Source organism: Brevibacterium aurantiacum, from assembly GCF_900169065.1.
Taxonomy (GTDB): Bacteria; Actinomycetota; Actinomycetes; order Actinomycetales; family Brevibacteriaceae; genus Brevibacterium; species Brevibacterium aurantiacum.
On sequence record NZ_FXZB01000009.1, the window covers coordinates 143,658 to 150,674 of the forward strand.

Here is a 7,017-nt window from a genome sequence, read left to right on the forward strand (position 1 = left end):
TCATTTCCTGTCTTGGGTCGTGCTGAAGTGAAGTTGTTCCGTCGATGCGACTGGTGATGATCGTGTGATTCGCTCAGATCGTGGGCCGACTGCACGGAGTGCGCCGAGGATGGCCACCAGGTCAACGACTTCTTGCAGCCACGCGCCGAGGAGTGCTGGGAGGAACCCGAAGGCGGCGATGAGCATGAGGCCGACGCTGATGATGATGCCGAGCCAGATGCTTTGCAGTGCGATCCGCACGGTGTCCTTGCCGATGCTCACCGCGCGCGGCAGGGCCGAGAGCGTGTCGTAGCGGTTCACGATGTCCGCAGACTCCGATGCTGCGGTTGCACCGCGCGCCCCCATTGCGAAGCCAATATCCGCAGCAGCGAGCACCGGGGCATCGTTGAGGCCGTCACCGACCATGATGAGCGGGCGGGGCTGCACGCTACTGACAATGCGAACTTTGTCGCCGGGGCGGCACTCCGCGTGCACCTCGCTGATTCCAAGGCGCCGCGCGATGGGTTCGGCGGTGGCTGCAACGTCTCCGGTGACCATGAGCGTACGCTCGATACCGAGTGCGCTCAGCTGACGGAGAGCCTGGGCTGCTTCTTCGCGCACTTGGTCGCGCATGACGATGGCTCCGGCGAAACGGCCATCGACTGAGACGTAGATTGCGAGTTCCCCTGGAGCAAGGTCTGCCAGCACGAGGTCCGGCGCGGAGTGGCGCACCCAGGAGGGCTTGCCGACACGAACCGTCACTGCCTCAGGTGCGTCAGGAGTGCGGAACACAGCCGCGACTCCGTTTGTCGCGATCTCCTCGGCTTGTTCGGCTTCGACGAGCGACAAGCCGTGCTGTTTCGCGGCCTGCACGACGGAGTCCGCAAGCACGTGAGAGGAGTACACCTCCGCTGAGGCTGCGAAACGCAGCAGCTCGTCTTCGCTGGCGCGGTCGGCGGGCAGAAGGCGTTCGAGCACTGGCTTGCCGGTAGTGATGGTGCCGGTCTTATCGAATGCCGCCGAGCGGGCTCGTGAAAGCTGTTCGAGGGTGCCGCCGCCCTTGACGATCAGCCCGAACCTCGCGGCACGGCTCATGCCACCGAGAAACGCGACCGGCGCGGCGATCAGCAGCGGGCATGGGGTCGCCACCACCAGCACCTCGGCAAACCGGACAGCCTCTCCACTGACCGCCCACGCGATCCCGGCGATCACGAGCGCGAGCACTGTGAACGGCACCGCGTACCGATCTGCGAGCCGCACGACTTTGGCTTTGCTCCCCGCGGCTTGTTCGACGAGCCGAACAATCTGCTGATACTCGCTCTCGGCGGCCGGAGCCGCAGCCCGCATGGTGACTGCGGCTTGTCCATTCACCGCACCGCTCGACACTTTCTCTCCCGCGTCACGCTCAACGGGCAGACTTTCACCGGTCAATGACGACTCATCGAACACGGCGTGCTCGGAGACGAGGATCGAGTCCACAGGCACGAGTGCACCCGGCCGCACCAACAACAGATCACCCACCTCGACTTCTTCGACCGGTATGTCCTCGGTCGTGACCTCGGCAGTATGCCCGTGCATGTCCGCGCCGGGTGCGCTTGGGGCGAGGATGCGCGTGGCCTGCTGGGGTGCCTTACGCAGCAGCGCGGTCAGTTCCCGCTTCGAACGGTTCTCAGCGTAATCTTCGAGGGCCGCCCCGCCGGTGAGCATCAGCACCACCACGAGCGCCGCCCACGGCTCCCCAACGAGCACTGCAGCGGTGATTGCCGTCACCGCAAGAATGTCGAGCCCGGCGTGCCCTCGGATGAGCTGCCGGATCATCCCGACCGCCTCCCACCCGGCAATCACGAGCGCATACGCACCCACAATCCAGCTGGCCGACTCAATGGCCGGAGTCGCTAAAAGAACCAACCCGATCATAGCCACCAACAGTGTTGCGATCACGAGTGGATATGCCCTGACCAGAGATGAAAAACGGCTCATGCTTCAATCCTCCCAGGCGGGCACGCTTCTCGCATTGTAGGCCTGCCTCGCCTGAGTATCCGCGTAGCGCGTTCAGAGCAGCAATGCCCCGGCTCCTGCGGCCCCGAGCACTACCGCCCATGCCGGTGTTTTCCAGGACGTGAGTGCGACAAACGCGAGTGCCGCGACGACGAGTGATGCGGCGTTCGTGACACCCGCGGTGAATACGGGGTCGTACAGCGCGGCGGCGAGCAGCCCGACGACTCCGGAGTTCACGCCCGTCAGCACACGCTGCACTCTCGGCGCACGACGCAACCGCTCCCAGAAGGGCAGCACCCCCATCACGAGCAGCGCAGACGGCAGAAAGATCGCGAGCAGCGCAATGGATGCGCCGAGCAGCCCACTCGGGCCGCCCGTGGTGACCGCTCCGAGAAACGCGGCGAAGGTGAACAGCGGCCCTGGCACCGCCTGCGCGGCACCATACCCCGCGAGGAACGCACCCGGCTCCACCAGTCCAGTCTGCACTGTCTCAGCCTGCAAAAGCGGGAGCACGACATGCCCGCCGCCGAACACGAACGACCCCGCACGATAGAAGGTGTCAATCAGGCCTACCGTGGCGTTGCCGGTGAACACAGCAAAATCGGCAACCCTGCGAGCAGCATGACGAACACAGCCAGGCTCAACCATCCGACTGCGGGCCGCAGGCGCACCCGGAAACGCGGTTCATCGTTCTCGGTCGTGCTCGGGGATCGACAGACGAAGAACCCCGCGATCCCGGCCAAGGCCATCGCGCCGAACATCGTCAGCGGGCCGGGTACGAGCAGCACGACAGTGAGCACCCCGACAGCAATCGTCGCTCGTCGCGCATCAGGCGTGAGTGACTTTGCCATCCCGAGCACAGCATGACCCACGACCGCGACCGCCGCAGCCTTCAGGCCCAGCACCCATCCAGCCTGCGATACGTCGCCAAGGGTCGATACGCCGAGCGCGAACCCGAACAGCAATACCGCAGATGGCAGTGTGAACCCGAGCCATGCCGCGACAAGACCGAGTATTCCAGCTCTCTGCAAACCGATCGCCATGCCGACCTGGCTTGATGCCGGGCCGGGAAGAAACTGGCACAATGCGACAAGATCCGCATACGCGCGATCACCCAGCCATCTGCGTCGCTCGACGAACTCTGCTCGAAAATATCCAAGATGAGCGACCGGGCCACCGAACGACGTGCACCTTAACCTCAAGAACACCAGAAGGACCAGCAATGGCGCGCCAAAGTCGGTTCGACGGCCACCTTCTGCGGATAACATTTCTTACTCAGAATGGGGCACCATCCGGGACTGGCGCTACTCGCCGCGCTGCATTCACGCAGTGTTCACTCGCGGCTCAGAAGCCGTCACCGACTTACGCGAACCTTCCGTGTCGCACAGGGCGATTCTAAGATCGCTCTGCTGACTTCTGAATGAACGTATGCTACCGTGGTAGATAGATAGAGTTTCTAGTTTAGAAACATTGGTGGTGAGAGCGATGCAGGGCGGCGTGATCTTGCTCCGGGGCACCGGGGCTGATGCGCTGCGCTATGTCGAGGCCGACCGCTCGCGTGCTGACGACTACTACCTGTCTGACAGCACCGGGGTTCAGTACGCGGTGCTCGACGCTTCGGGCGAGGCCGTGAGTAGTCGGGTGCTGACCGCTGACGAGTATGCGGGATGGGTGGACTGGATCAATCCCGATACCGGCGAGCAGATGGGAAAGCCTCGCCTCGCGGGGTTGGATCGGCAGGGGTCGCCCCGGTTCGCGGAAATGGTCATCAACACCCCCAAGAGCCTGTCCGTCGCTGCCGCCTTGCATCCCGAGGTATCCAAGGCGCTGGACGCAGCACAGCAGGACGCCCTGGCGGAGATTCAGCGGTGGCTCGCCCAGTACTCCGTGACTCGTGTCGGCCCGCGCGGCAAGCAGGAGGTCGTACCTATTGAGCACATGCAGGTGGTCGGCATCACGCACCGGACGAGCCGGGCCGGTGATCCTCACCGGCATATCCACATGCAGATCGGCGCCCGTGTCTGGGCGGCGGGCAAGTGGCGGGCGCTCGACACGGCGGCGACGTTCCGGCAGCAAGGCGCGATCCGCGCCCTCGGTACTGCCGTGATCGCCGCCAGCCCCGAACTCGCGGAAGTGCTCGACCGTCACGGCCCCCTCCTCGACCCGGTGACTGGCGAAGTCACCGAACTCGAACCGTTCAACGCGCTCATGTCGAAGCGCGGCGAGCAGGTGCGGAAGAACCTGGAACGGCTCGAAGCCGAGTGGGAGACGGCGCATCCGGGCGAGACGATGGGGCCGGTCGTCTCATCTCGGCTGACAGCGCAGGCGTGGGCGTATGAGCGCCCCGCGAAGAAGCCCACGACCTTGCGGGAAGAGGAAGCCTGGCTGACCGAGGTGAGGGCCAAAGATACTGCTCGGCGAAGTGTAAACAAGTCGCGTATCGGCAACGAGCTCGCACGGGTCGTGCAGTGCCAGAGGATGCAGTTATGGAGCTTGAGTCGCTGCGTCGTTCCCGGGACTACTATCGGCGCAAAGCTGACCGTCTTGAGTTCGAGCGAGACATGGCTGTGCTCGACTCGCAGCTGATGAAGCCGTTCAACTGGACCACGAATCAACCGGTCGTTGAGCACCTGACTGATAGTGAAGAAGACGAGCTGGAGAAGCTCAAACGCTATGTTCGACAGCGCGAGAAAGACGAGTGGCGACGCCCGTTCTCCGGGATGCGCAAGACTGGCCGACGGGTCGCGTTGAGTGTTGGTGAGGCCAGTGAGTTCACGTATGAACTCTACGAGGACGTGGCGACTCTGAGGGTGAAACTCGATACAGCAAGTGCCGCACGGGTGTGGCAAGACTTGGGGTATGCGGACGAAGATGAGTGGTGGTCGAGCATCCTTGATGCCGCTCATGACGACCTGGGGCCGACAGCTTTTGACGATGACGAGCACAGCGAACCTGAGTGGTTGAAAACCCACGACGGAGCAACGTGTGAGCTCGGTGTCGAGGGTGTTTCTCCTCGTCCTCAACATCCACCAATGACCTGTGGAGGCACAGGCTCAACGTGAGAAGTGACTATGCAGAACAGGTCTGGTGTGGAGGGGGAGCAAGCATAGCAAGTGGCAACCACTTGCGCTTCGATCCGGTGATCGATGCACACAGGGCAAGCCCCGGACCCGGTATCGCTGCGCGGGATGAAGCGAGCAACGGCTTGGGTGAAATGCGAGTGTGTGGTTCGTGCAATGGCACCAGACTGCCGGGAGCCGGCGGGGTTGGAAGTGCGGAGCGAGCTATACACTTCTCCCGGGATAAGTGGCTCTGTCTGGCGTTGCACTGAGCTGGTGATGGGAGAGGAAATGATGATGAGTGACCGTTTTGATATCGAGTCAAGGTGGCCGGACGTGTTCGAGGGTTTGGATGATCAGCAGCGTCGGAACGTGGTGGAGGCGTTGGCTGCGAACTGGCATGAGGGGTGGATTCCCAACAGGGAGGACGTGGCTCGGCTAACAGCCAAGGTGCGTAGAGACATCACTCGCGAGGAGTACGTTGCGCAGACGGTTGCGGCTGCGCAATCTGCACGCCGTCAGTAATGCAAGAGGTGTGATGGCTGAAGGTGTTCGTGTGGTCGGGTTCATGGGTGGTGTGTGTGTCTGTGCAGGAAGTCTGGAGTGTCCCGCGTGTGGTGTCGTGTCAGAGATGAAGGTGATGATGGCACGAATAATGAGGGTAGGTGGTCACAACGTCGTGGCGAGTATCGATGAAGGCGATCGCGACGGGTGAACCGTAGTCCGTTCTTCACCTCTGCGCAGTACCGGCTCGGTGACATGCTCATGCGGTGTGAAGCGGACTGTCGACAAGTTCGAGTTCCCCCGGCGTGTACTCAGGGACTGCTCGACAGCTCGCAAGTGAAGATATTTAAATATGTTCTAGTTTCTTCAATATTTTCGCTCGGGATCTATGTAGCTTCCACCAGCTGTAAGTTCCCGTGGCCGTGACCTTCCCCAGTTCTTCGAGACCAGGTAGATCTCGATCCTTCAGGGTCCTGTCGATTTCCTCTTTATCCTTTCCCTTCATCGATTCAACTAAAGAGTTAGCTTCTTCGACTCGCGTGTTCGAAAAAGGATGGGAAGACAGTTCTTCGTCTATATCTTTCAGTTGATTCTCCAAATCAGACTGAGAAGGATTTTTGAACATCAACGTATCCTACTTTCCGAAGACACACGCAGCGGCAGCTCGACCAAACGCACCGGCAATCGAAGCCCAGGTGCCCATCGACGCGATTCGGGCGATATCCGGTGCGCTCAGACCCAATCCAACCAAACATTTGACGATGAAATACGGCAGTGCGTGTGTTTCCACGGAGACCGGATAGTCGACTTCCCCTGCTTCTTCCTCACTGATAGTTTGCGCCAGTGTTCCATCGTGGCAACCCCCGCAGTGGCCGTCCTTTTCATGCTTGGTCGTATAGCCAACATGATTGTCTCCTCTAGCTGAAAAACCTGCATAAACTATGTAATTTACATCACGCTACCAGGCTTGCTGTACAAGGAAAACAGGCGGTTATAAATGATTACAGCAAATGCATATATTAGCTACGATGCGATCAAGTTCCAGGTCAGGCTTTTCGGGAACGTGAGATAGGACGTTCTTCTTCACTGGTAATTACGATGGGTTGAATCAGCTGACATTATCTGTGGACCCCCTACGTGTCAGGCTGGAGCGGGACCACGGTGACAGAGCAAATCAGTCCGACCACGTAGGGCGAGAACCAGGAAGCCAATCAATATGTCGAGTCTCGTTGTGGCCGAAGTAGGCCAAAATGGGTCCATGAGTAGTTCCGGACCGCGTGCCGGTGGACCGTCCCGTCGAAGGTCGTTCACTCCCGCGCAGAAGCTTGAGTTGTTGACCCAGTACGAGGACGCCTGCACCGGCAAGGAGGGCGGTGCTTTTCTGCGGGAACAGGGTTTGTATTCCTCGCAGATCGCTGAATGGCGAAAGCTTCGTGATGCCGGTGCTCTCACCGGAAAGAAGCCCGGGGAAACCATT

3 protein-coding genes and 2 pseudogenes are annotated in these 7,017 nt (G+C 61.0%); 3 read left to right on the forward strand and 2 right to left on the reverse strand.

Annotation, left to right across the window (positions count from 1 at the left end):
• Both BAUR9175_RS08075 and chrA read right to left on the reverse strand, forming a co-directional pair.
• Nucleotides 1-1,959, reverse strand: a complete 1,959-nt coding sequence (locus BAUR9175_RS08075) for a heavy metal translocating P-type ATPase (protein WP_101583452.1) — start codon at nt 1,957-1,959, stop codon at nt 1-3.
• A gap of 72 nt (nt 1,960-2,031) precedes the next feature.
• Nucleotides 2,032-3,245, reverse strand: a pseudogene (chrA, locus tag BAUR9175_RS08080) (chromate efflux transporter).
• A 217-nt stretch (nt 3,246-3,462) separates the two neighbouring features.
• On the opposite strand from chrA, the gene mobF reads away from it, so the two are divergent.
• The 3 genes and pseudogenes from mobF to BAUR9175_RS19165 all read left to right on the forward strand — a co-directional run.
• Nucleotides 3,463-4,563, forward strand: a complete 1,101-nt coding sequence (mobF, locus tag BAUR9175_RS08085) for a MobF family relaxase (RefSeq protein ID WP_069600598.1) — start codon at nt 3,463-3,465, stop codon at nt 4,561-4,563.
• Nucleotides 4,539-5,039 (forward strand): hypothetical protein, encoded by a 501-nt coding sequence (locus BAUR9175_RS08090; protein ID WP_069600597.1) that lies wholly within the window; start codon nt 4,539-4,541, stop codon nt 5,037-5,039. Before mobF ends, BAUR9175_RS08090 begins: the two co-directional genes overlap by 25 nt.
• A gap of 1,759 nt (nt 5,040-6,798) precedes the next feature.
• A pseudogene (locus tag BAUR9175_RS19165) lies at nt 6,799-7,017 on the forward strand (IS3-like element ISAar46 family transposase); the annotation flags it as partial.